This window comes from Sinorhizobium alkalisoli, from assembly GCF_008932245.1.
In the GTDB taxonomy this organism is placed as follows: Bacteria; Pseudomonadota; Alphaproteobacteria; order Rhizobiales; family Rhizobiaceae; genus Sinorhizobium; species Sinorhizobium alkalisoli.
This window is the reverse complement of the sequence record NZ_CP034910.1, coordinates 142,042-162,768: the sequence shown is the minus strand read 5'-3', so window position 1 is coordinate 162,768 and position 20,727 is coordinate 142,042. Positions and strand designations below refer to the sequence as shown.

20 protein-coding genes and 1 pseudogene are annotated in these 20,727 nt (G+C 63.1%); 10 read left to right on the top strand and 11 right to left on the bottom strand.

The genetic code is table 11. From position 1 onward, the window contains the following. Positions 1-181 precede the first annotated feature (181 nt). The 6 genes from EKH55_RS18345 to EKH55_RS18320 all read left to right on the top strand — a co-directional run bounded on the left by EKH55_RS18345 (position 182) and on the right by EKH55_RS18320 (position 7,121). Positions 182-3,007 (top strand): DNA translocase FtsK, encoded by a 2,826-nt coding sequence (locus EKH55_RS18345; RefSeq protein ID WP_151612233.1) that lies wholly within the window; start codon positions 182-184, stop codon positions 3,005-3,007. 392 nt (positions 3,008-3,399) lie between these two features. Beyond that, a complete protein-coding gene (locus tag EKH55_RS18340) occupies positions 3,400-4,131 on the top strand; it encodes a GntR family transcriptional regulator (RefSeq protein WP_151612231.1) in 732 nt (243 codons plus the stop codon). 23 nt (positions 4,132-4,154) lie between these two features. Next, the gene (locus EKH55_RS18335) at positions 4,155-4,940 is read left to right on the top strand and encodes a transporter substrate-binding domain-containing protein (protein WP_151612229.1); all 786 of its coding nucleotides are present in this window, start codon (positions 4,155-4,157) and stop codon (positions 4,938-4,940) included. A gap of 150 nt (positions 4,941-5,090) precedes the next feature. After that, the gene (locus EKH55_RS18330) at positions 5,091-5,762 is read left to right on the top strand and encodes an amino acid ABC transporter permease (protein ID WP_151612227.1); all 672 of its coding nucleotides are present in this window, start codon (positions 5,091-5,093) and stop codon (positions 5,760-5,762) included. Beyond that, positions 5,759-6,418 (top strand): amino acid ABC transporter permease, encoded by a 660-nt coding sequence (locus tag EKH55_RS18325; protein ID WP_151612225.1) that lies wholly within the window; start codon positions 5,759-5,761, stop codon positions 6,416-6,418. The genes EKH55_RS18330 and EKH55_RS18325 overlap by 4 nt, the downstream gene beginning before the upstream one ends. Beyond that, entirely contained in the window at positions 6,396-7,121 is a 726-nt protein-coding gene (locus EKH55_RS18320; RefSeq protein WP_069461024.1) for an amino acid ABC transporter ATP-binding protein, read from the top strand. Before EKH55_RS18325 ends, EKH55_RS18320 begins: the two co-directional genes overlap by 23 nt. 7 nt (positions 7,122-7,128) lie before the next feature. Here the strand turns inward: EKH55_RS18320 and EKH55_RS18315 are convergent, their stop codons facing one another. The 3 genes from EKH55_RS18315 to EKH55_RS18305 all read right to left on the bottom strand — a co-directional run bounded on the left by EKH55_RS18315 (position 7,129) and on the right by EKH55_RS18305 (position 8,881). Then, on the bottom strand, positions 7,129-7,446 hold the full coding sequence (locus EKH55_RS18315; protein ID WP_151613869.1) for a cupredoxin domain-containing protein: 318 nt from the start codon (positions 7,444-7,446) through the stop codon (positions 7,129-7,131). Between the two features lie 8 nt (positions 7,447-7,454). After that, positions 7,455-7,979, bottom strand: coding sequence for a DUF4142 domain-containing protein (locus EKH55_RS18310; RefSeq protein ID WP_151612223.1), 525 nt, complete (start codon positions 7,977-7,979; stop codon positions 7,455-7,457). A gap of 248 nt (positions 7,980-8,227) precedes the next feature. After that, a complete protein-coding gene (locus EKH55_RS18305; RefSeq protein ID WP_151612221.1) occupies positions 8,228-8,881 on the bottom strand; it encodes an RNA polymerase sigma factor in 654 nt (217 codons plus the stop codon). 470 nt (positions 8,882-9,351) lie between these two features. Between EKH55_RS18305 and EKH55_RS18300 the strand changes: the two genes are divergently transcribed. Then, positions 9,352-9,636 carry an acylphosphatase gene (locus tag EKH55_RS18300; RefSeq protein ID WP_151612219.1) on the top strand — a complete coding sequence of 95 codons (285 nt, stop codon included), beginning with the start codon at positions 9,352-9,354 and terminating at the stop codon, positions 9,634-9,636. A 24-nt stretch (positions 9,637-9,660) separates the two neighbouring features. Here EKH55_RS18300 and pcaF read toward each other — a convergent pair whose 3' ends face one another. Genes pcaF through EKH55_RS18285 form a run of 3 tightly spaced genes read right to left on the bottom strand, consistent with a single transcriptional unit; the run spans position 9,661 to position 12,525 of the window. After that, positions 9,661-10,863 carry a 3-oxoadipyl-CoA thiolase gene (pcaF, locus tag EKH55_RS18295; RefSeq protein ID WP_151612217.1) on the bottom strand — a complete coding sequence of 401 codons (1,203 nt, stop codon included), beginning with the start codon at positions 10,861-10,863 and terminating at the stop codon, positions 9,661-9,663. Beyond that, positions 10,863-11,654 (bottom strand): CoA-transferase subunit beta, encoded by a 792-nt coding sequence (locus EKH55_RS18290; RefSeq protein WP_151612215.1) that lies wholly within the window; start codon positions 11,652-11,654, stop codon positions 10,863-10,865. The genes pcaF and EKH55_RS18290 overlap by 1 nt, the downstream gene beginning before the upstream one ends. Before the next feature lie 10 nt (positions 11,655-11,664). After that, positions 11,665-12,525: a CoA transferase subunit A gene (locus tag EKH55_RS18285; RefSeq protein ID WP_151612213.1), complete on the bottom strand. Its 861-nt coding sequence runs from the start codon at positions 12,523-12,525 to the stop codon at positions 11,665-11,667. Between the two features lie 171 nt (positions 12,526-12,696). On the opposite strand from EKH55_RS18285, the gene EKH55_RS18280 reads away from it, so the two are divergent. Beyond that, positions 12,697-13,452: an IclR family transcriptional regulator gene (locus EKH55_RS18280; RefSeq protein ID WP_151612211.1), complete on the top strand. Its 756-nt coding sequence runs from the start codon at positions 12,697-12,699 to the stop codon at positions 13,450-13,452. Positions 13,453-13,670: 218 nt separating this feature from the next. Here the strand turns inward: EKH55_RS18280 and EKH55_RS18275 are convergent, their stop codons facing one another. The 5 genes and pseudogenes from EKH55_RS18275 to EKH55_RS18255 all read right to left on the bottom strand — a co-directional run bounded on the left by EKH55_RS18275 (position 13,671) and on the right by EKH55_RS18255 (position 16,311). Then, positions 13,671-13,931 (bottom strand): MurR/RpiR family transcriptional regulator, encoded by a 261-nt coding sequence (locus EKH55_RS18275; protein WP_151613868.1) that lies wholly within the window; start codon positions 13,929-13,931, stop codon positions 13,671-13,673. A 127-nt stretch (positions 13,932-14,058) separates the two neighbouring features. Further along, entirely contained in the window at positions 14,059-15,018 is a 960-nt protein-coding gene (locus EKH55_RS18270; protein ID WP_151612209.1) for a sugar phosphate isomerase/epimerase family protein, read from the bottom strand. A 12-nt stretch (positions 15,019-15,030) separates the two neighbouring features. After that, complete coding sequence (locus tag EKH55_RS29780; RefSeq protein ID WP_246231907.1) at positions 15,031-15,264, bottom strand: hypothetical protein; 234 nt, start codon at positions 15,262-15,264, stop codon at positions 15,031-15,033. Between the two features lie 242 nt (positions 15,265-15,506). Continuing rightward, positions 15,507-15,608: pseudogene (locus EKH55_RS18260) on the bottom strand (beta-ketoacyl synthase N-terminal-like domain-containing protein); the annotation flags it as partial. Positions 15,609-15,723: 115 nt separating this feature from the next. Next, positions 15,724-16,311, bottom strand: coding sequence for a TetR/AcrR family transcriptional regulator (locus EKH55_RS18255; RefSeq protein WP_151612208.1), 588 nt, complete (start codon positions 16,309-16,311; stop codon positions 15,724-15,726). A 98-nt stretch (positions 16,312-16,409) separates the two neighbouring features. Here EKH55_RS18255 and EKH55_RS18250 point away from each other — a divergent pair, with 98 nt between their 5' ends. Together EKH55_RS18250 and EKH55_RS18245 are read left to right on the top strand one after the other, a co-directional pair. Beyond that, complete coding sequence (locus EKH55_RS18250; protein WP_151612207.1) at positions 16,410-17,519, top strand: efflux RND transporter periplasmic adaptor subunit; 1,110 nt, start codon at positions 16,410-16,412, stop codon at positions 17,517-17,519. A 2-nt stretch (positions 17,520-17,521) separates the two neighbouring features. Then, positions 17,522-20,632, top strand: a complete 3,111-nt coding sequence (locus EKH55_RS18245) for an efflux RND transporter permease subunit (protein WP_151612206.1) — start codon at positions 17,522-17,524, stop codon at positions 20,630-20,632. The last annotated feature ends 95 nt before the right edge of the window (positions 20,633-20,727 follow it).

Below are 20,727 nucleotides of genomic sequence, written 5' to 3'. Positions count from 1 at the left end.
GGCGAAGGCGCCGGGTTCAATTACCGGAAACTCCGGCTGCGCGGTCTCGTTGGGCCCTCGAAACGCGGGCATTGGGGGCTCAGGCGCATCCGGCGGGCTCCCCCGGGAAGGAACTTGTTAACCTTCATTTCCTATTCGCTAGGAACAGCCCCTTCGATGATGAATTTCGAGTTTTCAGGCCATGCGTATACCCCGGACAAACTTCTCGACGGCAGCTTTGCATGAGGCAGATCAGGCGGATGAATTCGGACATCCGCGTCTGGAGATGCCGGGACACACACACACCCAGTCGGAAACGCCCGCCGCTCACGATCACCTGTTCGAGGCACCGGAAGCGCCGCGCCGAGTTGGCCGCCGCGAGGCCGACGATGCGGGCTATGTAAACCGGGCGGCACGGCTCTATGGTCATGGCTCCGCCTATGCGCCAGCGCAGGTGACGGCGCTGACGCGCGACCCGCTGCCGACGCTTGCCGACATTACCGGCCAATCGGAGGGGCCGAGTTGGGAAAGCCATTTCTTCCTCTCGCCGAATGTCCGCTTCACTCGCACGCCGGAGCGCGAATTCATGAAACGCCGGGCACCCGCGGTCGAGGAAGAAGAGGCCGAGGAGAGCGCGGTCGTAGAAAACCCGCCCGAAGACCAGGCAGTGCCGCTCGCGGCCAATGATCTCCCGGAAGTGCGAGCGGCGGAACCCGCCCCGGCCGGCGTCGCGCCGCCCGTCGCACCCGAAGCGGACGCGCCGGCTCATAGCCCGTCGGAGCTCTTGCGCGTGCTGATGCGGCAGTTGCCGCACTGGTCGCACATGCAGTCCGCGGATGCCCCGCGGGCCCCGCGGGCCATCCCGGAAACCCTCTCCGCGGAGGGGATACCAACCGTCGCCAAGGCCGAGGAGCCGCAATTCGCGCAGCCTCAAGCAGCGGCAGAGGCCGCCGTCGACGAGACCGTTCTCGGTTTCACCCCCATGCTCAAGGCCGGCGCCGAGCTTGCGCACCTCTCCGATCATGCGTTCTTCGAATTCATACCGCTGGAGATGCCTGCGACCGGCACCTCCCGGGTTTCCGTCGGTCCGGCGGAAGCAACGGTGGAGACCCCGAAGCAGAGCCATGCCCCGAAGCAGACGCAAGTCTCGGCGGCGGCCGTGATCCCTGCCAAATTTCCGGCGATGCCGCAGACCGCGCCCGCCGCGCCGGCGGAAGAACTGCCGGCAGCGATCACCTCGCTTTTCCGCATCGTCGAATGCCGGCGACCGGCGACGGTCGATCATCTGGAACAGACGGAAGCGGCCGATGTCGTGCCGGTGGCCGCGCAGACCGCGGCACCGGCTGAGCCCGATGAGACGCCGGTGGTCAAGGAAGAGGAGACGCAGCCTGCTGCGACAAAGGCCGCCGTAACCATGCCGGCCGTCGTCGAACGGGCGGCCGCGCCGCTCCAGCCGGTCGTTCGAAGCACCCGGCTCTCGGGCGCCGATTCCTACGAATTTCCGTCCGCGGAATTGCTGCAGGAGCCGCCGCAGGGCCAGGGCTTCTTCATGACGCAGGAGCAGCTCGAGCAGAATGCAGGGCTTCTCGAAAGCGTGCTCGAGGATTTCGGCGTCAAGGGCGAGATCATCCATGTGCGCCCCGGTCCGGTGGTGACGCTTTATGAATTCGAGCCGGCGCCCGGCGTCAAATCCTCGCGCGTCATCAACCTTGCAGATGACATTGCGCGTTCGATGTCGGCGCTCTCGGCGCGCGTCGCGGTCGTGCCCGGCCGTAACGTCATCGGCATCGAGCTGCCGAATGCGACGCGTGAAACCGTCTATTTCCGCGAACTGATCGAATCCGTCGATTTCCGCAAGACCGGTTGCAAGCTTGCGCTCTGCCTCGGCAAGACGATCGGCGGCGAACCGGTAATCGCCGAACTCGCGAAGATGCCGCACCTGCTCGTCGCCGGCACCACCGGTTCGGGCAAGTCGGTGGCGATCAACACCATGATCCTGTCGCTGCTCTACCGGCTGAAGCCGGAGGAATGCCGGCTGATCATGGTCGATCCGAAGATGCTCGAACTCTCCGTCTATGACGGCATCCCGCACCTGCTGACGCCGGTCGTGACCGATCCGAAGAAGGCGGTGATGGCGCTCAAATGGGCGGTGCGCGAGATGGAGGACCGCTATCGCAAGATGTCGCGCCTCGGCGTCCGCAATATCGACGGCTACAACCAGCGGGCCGCGGCCGCCCGCGAAAAGGGCGAGCCGATCATGACCACGGTCCAGACCGGTTTCGAGAAGGGGACCGGCGAGCCGCTCTTCGAGCAGCAGGAGATGGATCTGGCGCCGATGCCCTATATCGTCGTCATCGTCGACGAGATGGCTGACCTCATGATGGTCGCCGGCAAGGAGATCGAAGGCGCCATCCAGCGCCTCGCCCAGATGGCGCGCGCCGCCGGCATCCACCTGATCATGGCGACTCAGCGTCCTTCGGTCGACGTCATCACCGGCACGATCAAGGCGAACTTCCCGACCCGCATCTCCTTCCAGGTCACTTCCAAGATCGACAGCCGCACCATCCTCGGCGAACAGGGCGCCGAACAGCTTCTCGGCCAGGGCGACATGCTGCACATGGCTGGCGGCGGCCGCATCGCCCGCGTTCACGGCCCCTTCGTCTCCGACCGCGAGGTCGAGCACGTCGTGGCACATCTGAAGACCCAGGGCCGTCCCGAATATCTGGAAACGGTCACGGCGGACGAGGAGGAGGAAGAGGAGGAGGACCAGGGCGCGGTCTTCGACAAGAGCGCGATCGCTGCGGAAGACGGCAACGAATTGTACGAGCAGGCGGTGAAGGTGGTGTTGCGCGACAAGAAGTGCTCCACTTCCTATATCCAGCGCCGCCTCGGCATCGGCTACAACCGCGCCGCCTCGCTGGTCGAACGCATGGAAAAGGAAGGCCTGGTGGGTGCCGCCAACCATGTCGGCAAGCGCGAGATCATCTACGGCAACCGCGACAATGGGGCCGGCGACGATATGGATTGAATGGGCGGCTGGGCACACGCTCGACGTTGACATTGAGCTCGCGGCGACACCTCCCTCTGGCCGGCAGGCCATCTCCCCACAAGGGGGGAGATCGGATGTGGCACGCGCGGTGCACCCATCAAGCGGCTATGCATTGCCAAGCCTTCCCGTTGGGGCGATTGGCTCGCCGCGAGTCGATCTCCCGAGATGGCCGGCAGGCCAGAGGGGGGGTATTGCGTCCGTCCCCTGATTGTTCTTACGGCAACATGGCTGCCTTGCCGCCATACCTTAATTTCTGATGAAAGAATGGGCAATTGTGACAAATCCATTGCCGATAACAGGCTTGGCAGAGCGCAAGTCCTTGATAAAGATCAACTGACGGCCTTGGCACGCGACTTGCTTGCCTGTCTTGTATGCAAGATTTGTCGCCACAGCAGAATGTCCAGGCAAGCATAGACGAGGCCATCCTTTCCGGGATCCTCTCGGCGCGCATCCGTCCCGGCACGCGGCTGAGCGAGAACGAGGTCGCGAGCCTCTTCAATGTTTCCCGCACGAGGGTACGCGAGGCGATGATGCGGCTCGAGCAGCGCGGCATCGTCAAGGTCAGCCCGCGGCGCGGCTGGTTCGTTGTGGAGCCCTCCGCCGAGGAGGCGATTACCGTCTATGCAGCGCGCCGGGTGGTCGAGGCGGGGCTGCTCAGCAGCATGAACCATCTCTCGGAGAGCGGCCGTGAAACGCTTCATGCGCATCTGGCCGAGGAAAAGGCGGCGATCGCCGCGCACGACCGCCAGAGGCTCACCTGCCTCATGGGCGATTTCCACATCCGCATCGCCGAACTCTCCGGCAATCCGATTCTCGTCGAGATCCTCCGCGATCTCACCGCGCGCACGATCCTGATCTCGCTCATCTACCAGTCCGACTTCCATGCCATGCAATCGCATCTCGGCCATTGCCGCATCGTCGCGGCGATTGAGGAGGGCGATTTCCAGAAGGCGGCGGCGCTTGCCGTCGAGCATCTGGACGAAGTGGAGACGGGGCTGGACCTGTCGCGGCGCCCCGACCCGCTCGCCGATCTGAGGCGCTCGCTGTCGCTGCCGCCGCAGGTGCCCGCATCTTCAAATGCATCCCACAAAACCAAACCATGAAACCAACAGAGGAGAATGACCCGATGCTTTCCAGAAGACTCTTCGTCGCCGTGGCGGCGATCGCCACCATGATCGGCTTTGGCTCCGTCGCCAAGGCCGATGCGCTCGGCGACATCGAGGCGCGCGGCACGTTGCGCGTGGCCGTACCGCAGGATTTTCCGCCCTTCGGCAGCGTCGGCACCGACATGGCGCCGGTCGGCTATGACATCGACATGGCGAACCTGATCGCCGACAAGCTTGGCGTGAAGGTCGAGCTCGTCCCGGTCACCAGCGCCAACCGAATTCCCTACCTGCAGACGAACAAGGTCGACCTCGTCATCTCGAGCCTCGGCAAGAACCCCGACCGTGAGAAGGTGATCGACTTCTCCACCGCCTACGCGCCGTTCTATAACGGCGTCTTCGCGCCGGCGGACGTCGCCGTCACCAAGGCGGAGGAACTCGCCGGAAAGACAGTCGGCGTCACCCGCGGCGCCGTCGAGGATCTGGAACTGACGCAGGTCGTGCCGGCCGACACCGTCATCAAGCGTTACGAGGATAATAACGGCACGATTTCGGCCTTCCTCTCGGGACAGGTCGAGGCGGTCGCCACGGGTAATGTCGTCGCCGCGGCGATCCTTGCCAAGAATCCGCCGAAGCGGCCGGAGCTCAAGTTCCTGATCAAGAACTCGCCCTGCTATATCGGACTTTCCAAGGAACAGCCGGCGCTGCTCGAGAAGGTCAACGGCATCATCGCCGCCGCCAAGGCGGACGGCAGCCTGAACGCCATCGCCCAGAAATGGCTCGGCACGGATCTGCCTGCCGATCTCTAAACCGCCCGACACCGGCGCCATCCGGCCACTGCATGTCTCAACACAGACATGCAGCAAATCAAAGTGCTACAGCGACGTTTGCGCGTCTTATAAGACGCGCGGCGCTGTAGGGCCGGATGGCGCTTTCGATCGTCCAACAGGAGTGCGCATTTGAATTACCAATTCGAATTCGGCTGGCTCTTTCAATACTACCCGCAGATCGTCAAGGGCATTGCAATCACGATCGAGCTGATCGCCGTCGGCGCGGTGGCGGGCATCCTGCTCGGCATCGTCTGCGCCTGGGTGCGGGCACTCGGGCCGGCCTGGCTGAAGCCCGTTGTTGCGGGCTATGTCGAACTCATCCGCAACACGCCCTTCCTTATCCAGCTCTTCTTTATCTTCTTCGGCCTGCCGTCGCTCGGCCTCCAGCTCAACGAGCTCCAGGCGGCCAACCTTGCCATGGTCGTCAATCTCGGCGCCTATAGCTCGGAAATCATCCGAGCCGGCATCCAGGCGACGCCGAGGGGCCAGTTCGAGGCGGGCGCAAGCCTCGCCATGAGCCCCTTCGAGACTTTCCGCCACGTGGTTCTCGTTCCGTCGCTTGAGCGGATCTGGCCGGCGCTTTCCTCGCAGGTCGTCATTGTCATGCTGGGCTCCGCCGTCGTCTCGCAGATCGCCGCCGAGGACCTGACCTTTGCCGCCAACTTCATCCAGTCGCGAACCTTCCGCGCCTTCGAGGCCTATATCGTCTCGACCGCCGTCTACCTCGTTCTGGCGATCCTGCTCCGCCAGGTGCTGACAATGGTCGGCTGGGTCATCTTTCCAAGGAGGGCGGCGCGATGATCGAGTTCACCATCTGGGACATCCTGCGCAACCTGCTGCTCGCCACCCGCTGGACAGTTGTGCTGTCGCTCGTCTCCTTCGCCGGCGGCGGTGTGGTCGGGCTCGTCCTGCTTTTCCTGCGGATCAGCAAACGGAAATGGGCACGGGGTTTCGCCAAATATTATATCGAGCTCTTCCAGGGCACGCCGCTCCTGATGCAGCTTTTCATCGCCTTCTTCGGCCTCGGCCTCTTCGGCATCGACGTGCCGGCCTGGCTGGCGGCGGGTCTGGCGCTCATCCTCTGGAGCGCCGCCTTCCTGGGCGAGATTTGGCGCGGTTGCGTCGAGGCGATCGCCAAGGGGCAATGGGAGGCGTCCGCCAGCCTCGGCATGGGCCGGCTGCAGCAGATGCGTTACGTCATCCTGCCGCAGGCGATGCGGATCGCGGTGCCGCCGACCGTCGGTTTTTCCGTGCAGGTGATCAAGGGCACGGCGCTCACCTCGATCATCGGTTTCGTCGAACTGTCCAAGGCCGGTACCGTCGTCACCAATGCCACTTTCCAACCGTTCACCGTCTACGGCCTCGTCGCCCTCATCTATTTCGCGCTCTGCTGGCCCCTCTCGAAGAGCAGCCAGATCCTCGAAAGGAAGCTCAATGTCGCTCATCGAAATCACTGACGTCCGCAAGAGCTTTGGTCCGAACGAGGTGCTAAAAGGCATCAATCTCGATGTCGAGCCGGGCGAGGTGATCGCCATCATCGGCAGGAGCGGCTCCGGCAAGTCGACGCTCCTACGCTGCATCAACGGGCTGGAGACGATCAGCCAGGGCTCGATCACCGTTGCGGGTGCGCAGCTGATCGACGACGAGGTGCACCTGAAGGCGCTGAGATTGAAGGTCGGCATGATCTTCCAGCAGTTCAATCTCTTCCCGCACCTGACCGTCGGCGGCAACGTCATGTTGTCGCAAATGGTCGTCAGGAAGACGCCGAAGGCGGAGGCCGAGACGATGGCGCACAAGATGCTGGAGCGGGTCGGACTCGAACAGAAGTTCGACGCCTATCCGGACGAGCTCTCCGGTGGCCAGCAGCAGCGCGTGGCGATCGCCCGCGCGCTCGCGATGCAGCCGATCGCGTTGCTCTGCGACGAGATCACCTCGGCTCTCGATCCGGAACTGGTGGCCGAAGTGCTCGCGGTCGTGCGCGAACTCGCCGCCGAGGGCATGACGCTCCTGATGGTGACGCACGAGATGAGATTCGCCCGCGACGTCTGCTCGCGCGTCGTCTTCATGCATCACGGCCGCGTGCATGAGATCGGCCCGCCGGACGAGGTTTTCGCCAATCCGCAGACGCCGGAGCTGAAGCAGTTCCTCGGCGTGCACTGAGGGCGGATCAGGGGCGCACGATGATGCGCCCCTTCATGTTCGGATGGAACCGGCAGATGTAGTCGAAGCTGCCGGGGTTTTGCAGCCGAAGGTGACCCGTCTTGTGCGCGGAGATAAGGATTTCGCTGCCCCCTTTCAAAGTTGCCGTGTGGTCAAGCCCGTCCTCGTTGATCCACTCGATCGTATCACCGACTTTCGCGTCGATTCTCGCAGGCGAGAAGGCGAGCCGTTCAATGGCCACCTGGATGGTCTTTGGCTGCATGGCGGCTGCCACGGTCACGGCCCCTAGAAAAAACAGAAAAAACGCGAATGGTGTTCGGGTCATTGCCGTGCTCACTTCAATTCGGTCGCTACATGTTCGGCGTGCTGCTCATGACCCTGAAACAGCTTCAGCCCTGTCTCGAGCAGGGATTTGAGTTCGGCATTTTCAGCGGACGGGATCAGTTGCGTTTCCAGTGCCTCGTTGACCTGCTTGTGATAAGCGATCTCGTTGTCGATATAGGCCCTGTCGAAATCCGCGCCTGAAAGCTTCGCCAGTTCCTCGCGCTTCATTTCGGCCGCCCGCGACAGCGCCTTGCTGGTGTCGTTGTCATCAGGCGTCAGGTTCAGCTTTTTCACCAGATCGAGCGCCTGCGTGTTTACGGCCTCGTGGTCGCGGACCATGCCCTTGGCGAATTCGATCACGCTCTCGTTCTTCGACATGGCAATGGCCTGCTTTGCTGCTTCGACATCGAGCACGCCGGCGGTATAGGCGATGTGCGCGATTTGCGGATCCGTCGGCTTGCCGGCGCCGAGGGCGCCGGTGGCGCCGATCAGCAGAGCGATTGCAGCCGCCGCGGTCGTCAGTCTGATGGTCATGGGATGTTCCTTTCCTCGAAGTTCAAAGCATTAAACACAACGCGCTTTGGATGCTCCGGCGGGTGAAACGTTCCCATTTAATCGCCGCCGCCTTTAGCGCGGGCTGAGGAAAGTGCGCGCGGTTTTCCGCCCGCATCCCGCGCTAAAGCGCGTTGCGTCTATTCGTATTCGTGCAACGCGCTCTCGTTCTTTTTTCATGTCGTTGTCCCAAAACCGCGGCACACTTTTGGGCGACATGCATTAACTTGTTATCTGGGGAATTGCTGGGTGAGGCGAGCCAGAACGGCTTCCGTGAGGCGCTCACAGCGCATGCCGGCAAAGGGAAAGGCGTCGAGCAGGACAGGACCGATCTGCCGCTGCAACTGCTCCATCAGAAGTCGGCGCCCCCGATGCAGTCTCGAGCGGACGGTTTCGGCGCGCAGGCCCAGCAGGTTGGCGGTTTCCTCGTTTCCAAGGCCCTCGATGACTCTGAGGACGAAGACGGTCCGATAGATGTCCGGGAGATGATCGGTCGCCTTTTCGACGAGGTCGAGGATCTGTCGTTGGGCCATCGTCTTTTCCGGATCGTTGGTGGCTGCAAGCGGGAAGGCGATGATCTCCGCCTGGTGCGATAGGTCGTCGGCCAGCCTTTTCTGGCGCCGCCTTTTACGCAGGCGTCCGAGCGCCTCGTTGATGACGATGCGGGCGAGCCATGTCGAGAGGGCGGAGGCGCCGCGGAATGCCGCGATGTGGGAGAAGGCGCGGACATAGGCCTCCTGTAACACGTCTTCCGCATCGCTGTCATTCCGCACGATGCTCCTGGCGATGCGATAGAGCCTGCGGTTATGCGTCTGCATGATTGAGCGCAAGGTTTCGAGATATTCCGGCGACGGACGGTGTTCCTGAGGTTCGGCGATGGGCATGATCGGCTCCTTGTCGCACCGTGGATGGTCGCACCTTGGATGCTCGGTCTCGCGAAACGTTCCCGATTGTCGCCACGAGCGTCTCGGACATTATAGTGCGTCCGATCCAGTGCTTCGAGCTGCGAAACACATATTCCATTTCGGGAAGGAAAAGAGAAAGCCCGGCGTGGGAGGAGGTACGCCGGGCTTTCGATTCCGACCGGCAACTGGGAGGAGGAGGGTTGCCGATCCGACGATAGAGCTTGGGAGGAGGTGTGCTTTATCGTTAAGTCATACAATAATGTTGCGGCGCAGCAAATGCAAGCCCTTTCGATGAAATATTTATTCCAAAGGCCGCAAACGGCGCAGAATTTCATGGTGGCTGCGGCCTTGGCGGGCGCAATAGGGGCGGCCGCCCGTCCCGGGGTCGATCCGCTTGCTTTCGGCGGGATTTGCGCCAGATTCGAAAAGGGTAGATCAGGGAGATAGCCATGGCGGAGGATCGCAAGGCGGCTCTGGTGCGGATCACCGGACGGGTGCAGGGCGTGTGCTTTCGCGCCTGGACGCGCAACGAAGCTCAAATGCTTGGTCTTTGCGGCTGGGTCCGCAACGAGCGGGACGGATCCGTCACGGCCCTGATTGCCGGACCAACGGCCGCCGTCGACACGATGCTGCATCGGTTGTGGGAGGGACCGCCGGGCGCATCGGTCTCGACCGTCGCGAGTGAAGACGCGTCGTCGATCCACGCGCCAGCCGGATTCCAGATCACCCATTAACCCTTCCGATATCGCCGGACCGCGCTACACCCGCTGCAGCGCCACGGCTATGCCCTGACCGACGCCGATGCACATGGTCGAGAGCGAATGGCGCCCGCCGGTTTCGATGAGTTCCAGGGCCGCCGTACCGGTGATGCGGGCGCCCGACATGCCGAGCGGATGGCCGAGTGCGATGGCGCCGCCGTTGCGGTTGACGCGGGGATCGTCGTCGGCGATGCCGAGTTCGCGCAGCACCGCCAGGCCCTGGCTGGCGAAAGCCTCGTTCAGCTCGATGACGTCGAACTGGTCCTCAGCCATGCCGAGCCGCGCCATGAGTTTTTGAGAGGCGGGCGCCGGGCCGATGCCCATGACGCGCGGCGGCACGCCGGCGGTCGCGCCGCCGAGAACCCGCGCGATCGGAGTCAGCCCGTGCTTTTCCGCAGCCTCTTGCGAAGCGATGACCAGCGCCGCCGCTCCGTCATTGACGCCGGAGGCGTTGCCGGCGGTTACGGTGCCACCTGCGCGGAATGGCGCCCTCAGCTTGGCAAGCGCCTCGATGGTCGTGGCGCGCGGATGCTCGTCCTTCTCGACGATAATCGGCTCGCCCCTCCTCTGCGGAATCGTGACGGCGACGATTTCCCGGGCAAGGCGGCCGTTCGCCTGGGCGGCGGCGGCTTTCGCCTGGCTTCGGAGCGCGAAGGCGTCCTGGTCCTCGCGGGAAACGCGATAATCCTCGGCGACGTTTTCGCCGGTCTCCGGCATGGAGTCGACGCCGTATTGCGCCTTCATCAGCGGATTGACGAAGCGCCAGCCGATCGTCGTGTCGTGGATTTCCGCATGGCGCGAAAAGGCGCTCTCCGCCTTCGGCAGCACGAAGGGCGCGCGCGACATGGATTCGACGCCGCCGGCGATGATCAGCTCCGCCTCGCCGGACTTGATCGCCCGGGCGGCGCTGATCACCGCATCCATCCCGGAGCCGCAGAGCCGGTTGATCGTGGTACCGGAAACGGAGACCGGGAGACCGGCCAGCAGCAGCGACATCCGCGCAACGTTGCGGTTGTCCTCGCCCGCCTGGTTGGCGCAGCCGAAGATCACGTCGTCGACTGCTTCCCAGTCGACGGAACCATTGCGCTCCATCAGCGCCTTCAGCGGGACGGCGCCGAGGTCGTCGGCCCGCACCGCGGAGAGTGCGCCGCCGAAGCGTCCGATCGGCGTGCGGATATAGTCGCAGATGTAAGCGTCGCGCATCAGGCGGCCTCCTTGCCGGAGCCGGTGCCCTCATGGGCCTTCTTCGTGCGGGCGTTGATGTCACGCAGCACCGCGAGTTCGGTCTCGGTCGGTGCCGGCGTCTCGATGACGGTGTCGGCGAATTTGATCGGCCAGCCGCAATTCTCGACGATGCGGTCGCGGTCGACGCCGGGATGGATGGAGACGACGGTCAGTTCCTTCGTCTCTGGATCCGGCTCCAGAATGCAGAGATCGGTGATGACGCGGGTCGGCCCTTTCGTCGAGAGGCCCAGCCTTTCGCGATGAGCGCCGCCTTCGCCGTGGCCCATGGAGGTGATGAAGGGTAGTTTCTCGACGAAGCCGCGCTTGGTCAGCGCCATGGTGATGAAGATGCGGCCGCAATTCGACGCGATCTCCGGCGCGCCGCCGCCGCCCGGCAGGCGCACCTTCGGGCGGTCGTAGGGGCCGACAACCGTCGTATTGAGGTTGGCGAATTTGTCGATCTGGGCGCCGCCCAGGAAGCCGGTGGTGATGCGGCCGCCCTGCAGCCAGTAGCGGAACATTTCCGGCACCGACACAGTGAAAAGCGCCGTGTCGCAAAGCTCGCCGTCGCCGATCGAGAGCGGCAACACATCCGGTTTCGTGCCGACCGTGCCGCTTTCATAAATCAAGGTGATATCCGGCGCATGCGTCAGCCGCGCGACGTTGCAGGCGGCCGAAGGGGCGCCGATGCCGACGAAGCAGACGTCGTCGTTGGAGAGCGCGCGCGCAGCGGCGATCGTCATCATTTCATTGGGGGTGAAATCCGTCATCCTCGCCTCCTCATGCAGCCTTGGCCGACTTCTTCGCGGCATGGCGGGCGAAGTCTTCCGGCTTCGCGTCGAATACGTTCTCCTTCATCCAGGCGGCGAAGCTTTCCCGATCGCGGGCGATCTCGTCCCAGCGGATGTAGAATGCGTTGTTGCGCGGGTAGTAGCCATGCGCATAGGAGGGGAAGGCGCCGCCGGGCACGTGGGCGACGGCGGTCACGGCCCAGCCTGGCAGCACGACGGAATTCGGGGAGGGCGGCGAGAGCTGGTCGACGATCTCCTCTACCGTGACGATCGAGCGCCTGGCGGCAAGCACCGCCTCCTTCTGTACGCCGACGATGCCTTCGATCAGCACGTTGCCCTTGCGATCGGCACGCTGGGCGTGAATGATGGTGACGTCCGGCCGGATCGCGGGCACGGCGGCCAGCACCTCGCCGGTAAAGGGGCAGGTGACGCTCCTGATGTTGGGGTTCACCTTGGGCAGGTCTGCTCCGATATAGCCGCGCAGCATGGCGAAGGGCAGGTTTGCCGCGCCCGCCTCGTAGGCATTCGCCATCGCCGCATGCGAATGTTCCTCGATCTCGAGGGGCCGGGGCCATTGATTCTCGACCGCATCGCGAAAGCGGTGCAGCGAGCCGACGCCGGGGTTGCCTCCCCAGGAGAACTTCATGCCCCGGGCGGCGCCGACGCCGATCAACTGGTCGTAGAGAATATCCGGCGTCATGCGGATGAGGAACAGACCCTTCCTGCCCTGGCGGATCACTTCGTGGCCGGCGGCATAGGGGATCAGGTGCGTGAAGCCTTCCATCGCGACGGTGTCGCCGTCGCGGACATTTTCCGCCACGGCTTCGGCAAGCGGCAGGATGCGAGCCATTCTTCCTCCTCCAGGATTTTCCGGACCTGTTTTCGCTGTCCGGCCCATTCGTCAGCGGCAACCGCCGGAAATAAGCGCCTGTTTGGACGGTTCGTCAATTTTTTTTGTGCGATATTTGACTTTTGTTCGTATAACGCACAGTATGAAAACGGAACGGAGAGGGACGAGGCAATGCGGGAAACGGATTTCGTCAGCGGATTTGCGCGGGGCCTCGCGGTCATTGAAGCCTTCGGCGAGGCACAGCCGCGGCTCTCGATCGCGGAAGCCGCGAAGATGACGGGGCTCGATCGCGCCACCGTGCGGCGCTCGCTGCTGACCCTTTCGCAACTCGGCTATGCGGACTACGACGGCAAGTTCTTCGCTCTGACGCCGAAGATCCTGCGGCTTGGCCACGCCTACCTCTCGGCGACTCCGCTGACCGCAATCGTGCAGCCCCATCTCGACCAGCTTTCGGAGAAAGCCGGCCAGAGCGCCTCCGTTTCGGTGCTCGACGGCACCGAGGTCGTCTATGTGGCGCGCGCCTCGCAGCGCCGCGTCATGTCGATCAACCTGATGCCCGGCTCCCGCCTTCCCGCCTATTGCGCCTCGATGGGGCGGGTCCTGCTCGCCGCGTTGCCCGAAGCGGAGGCGCGCGACATTCTGCGCCGCACGGAATTGAAGGCGAACACCCCGCACACGAAGACCGACCCGGAGGAACTGGTGGCGGAGCTTCGGCGGGTTCGCGACCAGGGCTATGCGGTGATCGACCAGGAGCTCGAGCTTGGCCTCTGCTCGATCGCCGTGCCGCTCATCAACGCGCGCGGACGGGTGGTCGCGGCGCTCAACATCGGCGCGCCGGCCGCCCACGTGGCTGCCGGCGAATTGGCGGAGCGCTATCTGCCGCTGCTTAAGGAGACGCAAGCGGCCTTGCGGCCGCTCGTGCAATAGTGGCGACCTCAGCCGTGACAGTTTGGTGCTTGGTGCCCAAAGTAATGGCTATCTACAGCGCCGCGCGTCCCATTGGACGCGATGGTCGCCGTAGGGCTTTGAATTGCTGCATGTCTTTGTCCTTGAATAAAGGTCGATCAAAAGAGACATGCAGTAGGTGTAGCGGACGGCAAACATCCGCGTCTTGAACGGCAAACATCGACAATTTCCGGACGACATTAGATGCGAGATTCCGACCTGCCGGATGCCGACACTCGTGCGGCACGCCGCCACAAGTGCTCCCGAAACAGAGTTCGAAGATCTCGAAAGTTCTGGAAGCCGAGGAAGCCTGCGAGCCGGACCACGGTCGTCGGTGACACCGAGCAGGCAAGTGCCACCGAATTGGAGCTACCAAAGGCGATTAGTTCCGGCGTGACGAGCGCGCAGCGAACAACCCGTTCAAGCTGATCTGGGAATTCGAGCTGTCTCAAGGCGATCATCGACTTCAGTTCCGAAAGACTGCTTGGTGGTGCATCTTCATTCAGGCCCCGCATTCTCTACTGTCCTCCAGATGTGAGCCGCCATTACGGGTGTCCATGTGAATTCGGGCGCACCGTCGTTCGACCCTCAGATTGCCTGCGGCTTGAAGTCACTCTGCGCGACGGGCATCACCGCCTTGAGCAGGGAGACGGATTTCTCCAGCCCTTCGAGGCTATTGAGCAGCACGTCCTCATGCTCGATCGACAGCCAGCCATCATAGCCTGCCATCTTCAGGCGATAGCAGAACTGTCGCCACCACTCCTCGCCGTGGCCGAAGCCGAGGGTGATGTAGGACCAGCTGCGCGCCGAGATGTCCATCAGCGAGCCGTTCTCCAGCAGTGAGGTCGTGGCCTGGACCGGCGCGTTGAGCATCGTATCCTTGGCGTGGACATGATAGACGGCATCGCCGAGGGCTTCGGCTGCGACCAGTGGATCGGCCCCCATCCAGAACAGATGTGATGGATCGAGATTGGCGCCAATGACCGGACCGATCGCAGCGCGCAATTTGAGGAGCGAAGGGACGCTGTAGACGCACTGGTTGCCGTGGAGTTCAAGTGCGATCCGCTCGACACCGTTCTCGCTGGCGAGCTTGGCGATCTCGGTCCAGAATGGCAGAAGTTTTTCTTCCCACTGGTAACGCAGGATCGCTTGCGTTTCCGGCGGCCAGGATGAGACGACCCAATTCGGCATCAGGTCGCCATTACGTCCTGCCGGCAGTCCGGACATGGCGCAGACGGTTTTGATCCCCATTTCGCCGGCGATGCGAATCGTGTCCTCGAGGCACTCGCCCTGCTCGAGTTGGGTTGGATGCAAGGGATTGCCATTGGCATTCAACGCAATGATCTCGAGCCCGCGGGTTTCGAAGGCGCGAGTGAAGGCGCGGCGGGCATCGGCGCTTGCCTTCATGGTCTTCAGGTCGAAGTGGGGAGCTGTCGACCAGCCGCCCGTGTTGACCTCCACGCCCGAGACTCCAAGGCGCGCAGCGCTGTCGAGTAGCGCATCGAAGGTCATTCCGCCGAGGCTGTCGGAAACGAAGCCGAGTTTCATTTCTTTAATCCTTTACTGCTTGTAGAGGGACGGCTTTTCCGTCCTTGCGATCATAACGCGCTCGCCCGTGCGCAGCGCCTCGACGCCGGCTTCTGCGACCAGCGCGGCGCAATAGCCGTCCCAAGCGTCGGAGGCGATTGCCGGGAAGACGCCGGTTCGAACGAAGTTCAGGAACGCCTTGTTCTGCAGTCGGTAGGCCTCGGCAAAGCGCGGGCGCCAATCGGGTGCATAGCGCTCGTAGGCCATCAGTTCGCCATTGTGGCGCGTGTAGACAGGTGCGTTCAGGGCAATTGATCCGTTCTCGCCGATCAGTTCACCGCGAACGTCTTAGCCATAGGCGGCGTCATTGTTGATCTCGATGTTGACGAGCTGTCCCTTGTCGGTTTCGAGAACCATGAATACCGGTGCTCCGGATTTCGATGCGTCGATGCCTGCGGGCTGGAAAACCGAGATCGCCTTGTAGTCGGGTCCAAGTACGAAACGCGCGCGCGGATTCCCGAATGGCCGGACAAGAGCCGAGACCAGGAAGTCGCCACATTGGCTCCGAGGGGGCTAACTGCTCCCATGCCTGCAACAACGATACGGCGCATGTGTTCTCCGTTGTATTTTGTTTGGATCCGTCCGCGAAACGGCGCTGGGTGATCTTCAGAAATCCAAGGATCAGGCGGCTACAGTTATGACCCCCGCGAGGAGATCGCGGGAATCTCATGCTTTCCCGGCGGAGGCGGCGATCCGCCGAACTTCGTCGGCCGCTACATCGAGAAACCGCTCCGACATCTCTTCATCATTCAGGATACGCGAGATCGTCACGGCACCGACCATGAGCGACAGCATTGCCATGGCTTTGCCACGGTCCTCTGGACCTTCCGCCGCCGGCATCAATTCGTCGAGGATTTCAAGATGAGCTTGAATTCCGTCCTGGAATGAAGCTCGCACCTCCTCGCTTTGACGCGCCGCGTCAGCGCCAAGCGCCACCAACGGACAACCGTCGCTCTTCTCTTCGCGATGTCCCGTCGACAGGTAGAGCTCGATAACGGCCTCGAGGGGATCAGGACTTTCGGCGGCAACGGCCGACCATCTGCGTGTCGCGTGCTCCATCGCCCGCCTCGATGCCTGTGCCACAAGATCTTCCTTGGATTCGAACTGCTTGTAGAACCCGCCCTGGGTCAGGCTGGCCCCCTTCATCAGATCCTTGAGCCCGATGCCGTCGAAGCCGCGCTCTCGAAAAAGCCGGCTCGCCGCGTTGATGACCGCTTCGCGATTTGCCTCCGCTTGGGCGCGGCTAACTCTCATGATCGACCTCCAATTAGATTTCATTTGACATCTATACCGATTTTAGATTTAGATTGCAATCTAATTATGGCGACGCCTGTCAACAAGGGGCATCTGGCATGAAGCGCAAATTCCTTTTCATAGCGATCGGTCTCGTGGCTGCAGCCGGGGGCGCGGCGTATGCGTTCGTTTTCGAAACGCCTGGACGAGACGCAGAGGTTGCGGATCCCCGCGTCGCATCGCCACTTGTAAGGGTCGTGGAAGCGACGAGGCCTGAACGAGCCGAGCGAGCCTTCACAGGTACGATCGCCGCGCGGGTTGTGAGCAATCTTGGTTTCCGGGTGCCGGGCAAGATCACCCAGCGCCTCGTGGACATCGGTGAACAGGTGACGGCGGGGCAGGCGCTTCTGTGGATCGACGAGACCGATCTCCAGCTTGCGCTCACCGCCAGGCGCAACGCTGTCGCTGCGGCACGCGCTGTCCTGGTCCAGGCGCGTGCCGACGAGGAGCGCTATGCTGTTCTCGTAAAGAATGGACTGGCGGCAACGCCGCAGCGTTATGAGCAGGCCAAGGCAGCGCTCGATACCGCCTCTGCGCGGCTCGCCGCCGCCGAAGCGGAAGCAAGGGTCGCGGAGAACGAGGCGACCTATTCCGTGATGGTGGCGGATTCGGATGGAACGGTGGTCGAAACGCTCGGCGAGCCGGGGCAGGTCGTCTCAGCCGGCCAGACGGTGCTTCGCCTCGCGCATGCCGGTCCCCGCGAGGCCGTGATCGCACTGCCCGAGACGCTCCGGCCCGCGGTCGGCTCTAAGGCCGAGGCCAGCCTGTATAGGAACGGCGAGCGGCGCTACACGGCACGTCTGCGGCAATTATCGGACTCCGCCGACCCCCAGACGCGCACCTACGAGGCCCGTTATGTGCTTGACGGCCAGGCTGCGGCAGCACCGCTCGGCGCTACGGTTACCATTAGGATTGCCGATCAGGCGCGCCAGTCGCAAGTCCAGGTGCCGCTCGGGGCGGTGCTCGACGACGGTGAAAGGACCGGCGTCTGGGTCGTCGACAGAGCCAGCTCGAGCGTGCGCTTTCGACCCGTCAAGCTTGTCCGCGTGACCAGCGAGACCGCCATGATCTCCGGATTGAACCCTGGCGATCCCGTTGTTTCGCTCGGCGCTCATCTCCTGCAGGATGGTGCTCGCGTCAAAACTGCATCCGAAAGTGGGGGCAACTGAAGATGAACCTCAATCTTTCTGCGATCGCCGTTCGCGAACGCGCCGTTACCCTGTTCTTCATCCTCCTGCTGGTGGCCGCCGGCGCCTACGCCTTCCTCATGCTTGGACGGGCGGAGGACCCGAACTTCACGATCAAGACCATGACGGTGACGACTGCATGGCCCGGCGCGACGGCGCGCGAGATGCAGGACCTCGTCGCCGAACCGCTGGAGAAGCGGCTTCAGGAGCTGACCTGGTACGACCGGGTGGAGACGACCACACGGCCGGGCTATGCGTATATGACGGTCACGCTGAAGGACAGCACCCCGCCATCCGTCGTGCACGAGGAGTTCTACCAGGCCCGCAAGAAGCTCGGGGATGAAGCCCGCAATCTGCCCTCCGGCGTCTACGGTCCCTTCGTCAACGACGAATATTCGGACGTGAGCTTCGCCCTTTATGCGCTGAAGGCAAAGGGCATGCCGATGCGTGAGCTGGCCAGACAGGCCGAGGTGATCCGCCAGGACCTCCTGCACGTGCCCGGCGTCAAGAAGATCAACATCCTCGGTGAACGCCCCGAACAGATCTTCGTCGAATTCTCCTACGCCAAATTGGCGACCCTCGGCGTCTCGGCACAAGATATCGTTGCCGCCCTGCAGCGGCAGAACACCGTCACACCGGCAGGCTCGATCGACACAGAGGGACCGCAGGTCTTCATTCGGGTCGACGGCGCTTTTGACAGTGTCCAGGCGATCGCCGACACGCCGATTGCGGCTGCCGGGCGGACGCTGAAGCTCTCCGACATCGCCGAGGTCCGCCGCGGCTACCAGGATCCTCCGACCTACCTGATCCGGCGCCAGGGTGAGCCGACCATCATGCTTGCAGCTGTGATGCAGGAGGGCTGGGACGGTCTCGCACTCGGCAAGGCGCTCGAGGACAGGACTGCAGCGATCGCACAGGCACTGCCGCTCGGGATGACGCTCGACAAGGTGACCGATCAGGCCGTCAACATCACCTCGGCGGTCGACGAATTCATGATGAAGTTTGCGATGGCGCTCGGCGTGGTGCTGGTAGTGAGCCTGCTCAGTCTCGGCTGGCGCGTGGGCATCGTAGTGGCGGCTGCCGTCCCCCTGACGCTTGCCGTCGTCTTCCTCATCATGCTGGAAACCGGCCGGTTCTTCGATCGCATCACGCTCGGCGCCCTCATCCTGGCGCTCGGCCTTCTCGTCGATGACGCCATCATCGCCATCGAGGTGATGGTGGTGAAAATGGAAGAGGGCATGGATCGCATCAAGGCGGCGGCCTATGCGTGGAGCCACACGGCGGCGCCGATGCTCTCGGGAACACTCGTGACGATCGCCGGCTTCCTGCCGGTGGGCTTTGCGCGCTCGACCGCCGGCGAATACGCTGGCAACATCTTTTGGGTGGTTGGCTTCGCCCTCATCGTCTCCTGGATCGTCGCCGTCGTCTTCACACCCTATCTTGGCGTCAAGATGCTGCCCGCGATCAAACCGATCGAGGGCGGTCACCACGCGATTTACAACACGCCGAACTATCGGCGTCTGCGACGGCTCATGACCTTTGCGGTGCGCCACAAGTTCGTAACCTCCGGTATCGTTGGCATCGCCTTCGCGCTTTCCATAGTCGGCATGGGCGCCGTCAAGCAGCAGTTCTTCCCGACATCCGACCGGCCGGAGGTGCTGGTGGAGGTTCGGCTGCCGCAAGGCACCAGCATCGAGACGACGACCGCGACCGTCGAGAAGCTCGAACACTGGCTGGAAAAGCAGCCCGAGGCCAAGATCGTCACGAGCTATGTCGGTCAGGGCGCTCCCCGCTTCTTCTTCGCGATGGCGCCGGAACTGCCTGATCCCGCCTTCGCCAAGATCGTCGTGCTCACGCCCGATGCGGAGGCGCGCGAGGCTTTGAAGCATCGGCTCCGCCAGGCGTTGTCACAGGGGCTCGCACCAGAGGCCTATGTCCGTGTCACCCAGCTTGTGTTCGGACCGTACACGCCGTTCCCGGTCGAGTTTCGGGTGATGGGCCCTGATCCGGCGCAGCTATACAGCATTTCCGAGAAGGCGCTCGACATCATGCGCGGCGTCCCGGACGTGCGGCAGGCCAATCGCGATTGGGGCAATCGCACACCTGTCCTTCGCTTCATCCCGGATCAGGAGCGGCTGAACCTCATCGGCCTCTCGCCGGCCGAGGCGGCCCAGCAACTGCAGTTCCTCCTCACCGGTACCCCCGTTACACAGGTGCGCGAGGACATTCGCAATGTTCCGGTCGTCGCGCGTAGCGCCGGCAACGAACGACTGGATCCGACGCGTCTGGCGGATTTCTCCTTAATGAGTCGCGACGGCCGCGCCATTCCGCTCGACCAGATCGGCCATTCGGAGATCCGCCTGGAAGAGCCGATCCTGAAGCGCCGCGATCGCACGCCCGTCATCACGATCCGCTCGGACATCAACGAGGCGACCCAGCCGCCGGAGGTCTCGAAGCAGATCATGAGCGCCCTTCAGCCGCTGATCGCATCGCTTCCCGCCGGCTATCGCATCGAATTGGGCGGATCGATAGAGGAGGCTGCCAAGGCCAATACCGCGCTGGGCAAGGTTTTCCCGGCCATGATCGCCGCGATGCTGATCGTCATCATGCTGCAGGTGCGATCCTTCTCGACGATGGCCATGGTCATGCTGACGGCACCGCTTGGCCTTGTCGGCGTCGTGCCGATGTTGCTCACCTTCAACCAGCCGTTCGGATTCAACGCCATACTGGGCCTGATAGGGTTGGCGGGCATCCTTATGCGCAATACGCTGATCCTGACCGAACAGATCAAGGAGAACCGTGCTGCCGGCCTTGACGCCTATCACGCCGTCATCGAGGCCACGGTGCAACGCACGAGGCCTGTGATCCTAACCGCACTCGCCGCCGTGCTGGCCTTCATCCCCCTCACACATTCGGTCTTCTGGGGGTCGATGGCCTATACGCTGATCGGCGGAACGGCGGTCGGCACGGTGCTGATCCTGCTCTTCCTTCCGGCGCTCTACGCGGCATGGTTCAGGATCAAGCCGACTGCAGATGAAATCCATGAGGATCCGACGGAGGAACAGGTAGTGCGACTGGCAATGGCTGCCGAGTAGCGTGCGTTGCTGGCTGGCTGGCCTTGCGTGAACACGAGGCCGGGCCAGCCACGCGATTTTGCCGTTTGCAGATGATCGCATGGGCGAGCCAGGTC

Excerpts from the sequence above, each read along its gene's own strand:
- EKH55_RS18255 (WP_151612208.1), bottom strand. The coding sequence starts at position 16,311 with ATGAGAGTTAGCCGCGCCCAAGCGGAGGCAAATCGCGAAGCGGTCATC.
- EKH55_RS18280 (WP_151612211.1), top strand. The coding sequence starts at position 12,697 with ATGCGGGAAACGGATTTCGTCAGCGGATTTGCGCGGGGCCTCGCGGTC.
- EKH55_RS18305 (WP_151612221.1), bottom strand. The coding sequence starts at position 8,881 with ATGCCCATCGCCGAACCTCAGGAACACCGTCCGTCGCCGGAATATCTC.
- EKH55_RS18315 (WP_151613869.1), bottom strand. The coding sequence starts at position 7,446 with ATGACCCGAACACCATTCGCGTTTTTTCTGTTTTTTCTAGGGGCCGTG.
- EKH55_RS18270 (WP_151612209.1), bottom strand. The coding sequence starts at position 15,018 with ATGAAACTCGGCTTCGTTTCCGACAGCCTCGGCGGAATGACCTTCGAT.
- EKH55_RS18345 (WP_151612233.1), top strand. The coding sequence starts at position 182 with ATGCGTATACCCCGGACAAACTTCTCGACGGCAGCTTTGCATGAGGCA.
- EKH55_RS18310 (WP_151612223.1), bottom strand. The coding sequence starts at position 7,979 with ATGACCATCAGACTGACGACCGCGGCGGCTGCAATCGCTCTGCTGATC.
- EKH55_RS18285 (WP_151612213.1), bottom strand. The coding sequence starts at position 12,525 with ATGGCTCGCATCCTGCCGCTTGCCGAAGCCGTGGCGGAAAATGTCCGC.
- EKH55_RS18325 (WP_151612225.1), top strand. The coding sequence starts at position 5,759 with ATGATCGAGTTCACCATCTGGGACATCCTGCGCAACCTGCTGCTCGCC.
- EKH55_RS18250 (WP_151612207.1), top strand. The coding sequence starts at position 16,410 with ATGAAGCGCAAATTCCTTTTCATAGCGATCGGTCTCGTGGCTGCAGCC.
- EKH55_RS29780 (WP_246231907.1), bottom strand. The coding sequence starts at position 15,264 with ATGGCCTACGAGCGCTATGCACCCGATTGGCGCCCGCGCTTTGCCGAG.
- EKH55_RS18275 (WP_151613868.1), bottom strand. The coding sequence starts at position 13,931 with ATGATCGCCTTGAGACAGCTCGAATTCCCAGATCAGCTTGAACGGGTT.
- EKH55_RS18320 (WP_069461024.1), top strand. The coding sequence starts at position 6,396 with ATGTCGCTCATCGAAATCACTGACGTCCGCAAGAGCTTTGGTCCGAAC.
- EKH55_RS18335 (WP_151612229.1), top strand. The coding sequence starts at position 4,155 with ATGCTTTCCAGAAGACTCTTCGTCGCCGTGGCGGCGATCGCCACCATG.
- EKH55_RS18245 (WP_151612206.1), top strand. The coding sequence starts at position 17,522 with ATGAACCTCAATCTTTCTGCGATCGCCGTTCGCGAACGCGCCGTTACC.
- pcaF (WP_151612217.1), bottom strand. The coding sequence starts at position 10,863 with ATGCGCGACGCTTACATCTGCGACTATATCCGCACGCCGATCGGACGC.
- EKH55_RS18340 (WP_151612231.1), top strand. The coding sequence starts at position 3,400 with ATGCAAGATTTGTCGCCACAGCAGAATGTCCAGGCAAGCATAGACGAG.
- EKH55_RS18290 (WP_151612215.1), bottom strand. The coding sequence starts at position 11,654 with ATGACGGATTTCACCCCCAATGAAATGATGACGATCGCCGCTGCGCGC.
- EKH55_RS18300 (WP_151612219.1), top strand. The coding sequence starts at position 9,352 with ATGGCGGAGGATCGCAAGGCGGCTCTGGTGCGGATCACCGGACGGGTG.